Annotated in this window: 1 protein-coding gene and 1 pseudogene; both read left to right on the forward strand. The window is 63.2% G+C overall.

Features of this window, described 5'->3' with window-relative positions:
* A partial coding sequence (locus Q1J79_RS09285) for a hypothetical protein (RefSeq protein ID WP_300299513.1) occupies positions 1 to 277 on the forward strand: 277 nt, incomplete at its 5' end.
* A 359-nt stretch (positions 278 to 636) separates the two neighbouring features.
* A pseudogene (locus Q1J79_RS09290) lies at positions 637 to 1,580 on the forward strand (hypothetical protein); the annotation flags it as partial.

Raw genomic sequence — 1,580 nt, forward strand, 5'->3', positions numbered from 1 at the left:
CGGCGGCGAAGGCGCCGATACCGCGTTGTTCGGTGCCGGCGCAGGCGATGACAGTTTTGTCGGCGGCGACGGCGCCTGGACCGACAGCATCCATATCGAAAACGTGACTGGCGGCCCCGGCTTTGGCGGCTGGACCGTGACGCTGGCAGACGGCACCCCGATCACCGATGCTGCCGACCATGGCGAAATTGTCTTCGACACTGCGGTGGACGGCATCGTGGCGATGAGCGATGGCAGCGAAATGACCTTCGAAAGCATCGAGCGACTGAGCTGGTGAGTGGGCTTTGCCACGGTACAGCCGCTTACGGCTTCTTATACTAAAAAGAGTATAATAAGTAATATAATCTATTTATAATGGATTATTGACGGAAATTGCTCAAAGCGCGGCTCCCGCCATACAGGCGCGGCTGCGGCCGCCAGCCCCATATGACTGAGCCCAACACCCTCTACGCGGTCACAGCTGGCAGTCTGATAAGACCAATGCGGGCGAGTATTGATCCATCTCAAATTCTCTTTTTACGAAAGTTATAATATTTAAAGGTGCATACTCCAGTAAAATAGGGCACGCATACCATATCTTAACAAGACCCATCACATCTGAACAAACCGGCCTGATGGCCCGTGAAAGGATCGATTTTGGCGACCCGGCTCGAGATCATTGACGACGAATTGCAGGCGTTGCCGAAGGATGCAAAGCCGCTGTCGTCGCCGGCGGGCGACAGCCCGCTCTCTCATGCCGCGGGCAATGCGCCAGGCGATACCGTCGGCAATATGCAGGGCGGCGTCCATTACGGCACGGTGCTGGGCCATGCGACGAGCAATCAGCCGGCATCTGCCCCGACCGGTACGATCCTCGCCTTCAACGGTCCGTCGGGTGGCGTCGCGGCGGCGCCGCCAGGCGCTGCGGTGGTCGCGGACGCGACCAGTGTGACGGTTGCCCTGGCCGGCGGTCCGTCCGGATCGCTGCAGGGCGCCGACCGGGCGGCCACGGCACGCGCCGCAACGCCGGCCACAGCACCCGCCGGCACCGCCGATGCCGCAACTGACAGCGGCGTGCCAACTGCGCCAGAAATGCCTCCTGCCACAGGAGCCGGCACGGCGGCGCCCGCAACCGGCGATGCGATGGCTCTCGAAAATCCATCGCGTCCATCCGCCGGGGCCTCGCAACGGGCTGCGGCGACGCCGGCCACCGACGCACCAGCCACAGCCAGCGGCACTCAGCCGGCGACGCCCGTAGCCGACGCGGCGGGCGACAGACCGGCGGTGGCAATCGAACTGCCCGACGATATCATCGCGGAGGAAACCGTCGCGGAAACCGGCGACACCTCGCTGACGCATACCGGCACGGACGGCGATGATCTGTTCATCGGCACCGATGCAGCGGAGAAATTCGATGGCGGTGAAGGCAGCGATACCGTCAGCTATGCCAACGCCAATGCCGCTGTGGTCGCCAGCCTGTCGAGCGGCGGCACGGCCGGCCAGGCCAGTGGCGATACCTATGCCAGCATCGAAAACCTGACCGGCTCGGATTACGCCGACACCCTGACCGGCGATGCCAATGCCAATACACTGACCGGCGG

This window comes from Ferrovibrio sp., from assembly GCF_029255545.1.
Classification (GTDB): Bacteria; Pseudomonadota; Alphaproteobacteria; order Ferrovibrionales; family Ferrovibrionaceae; genus Ferrovibrio.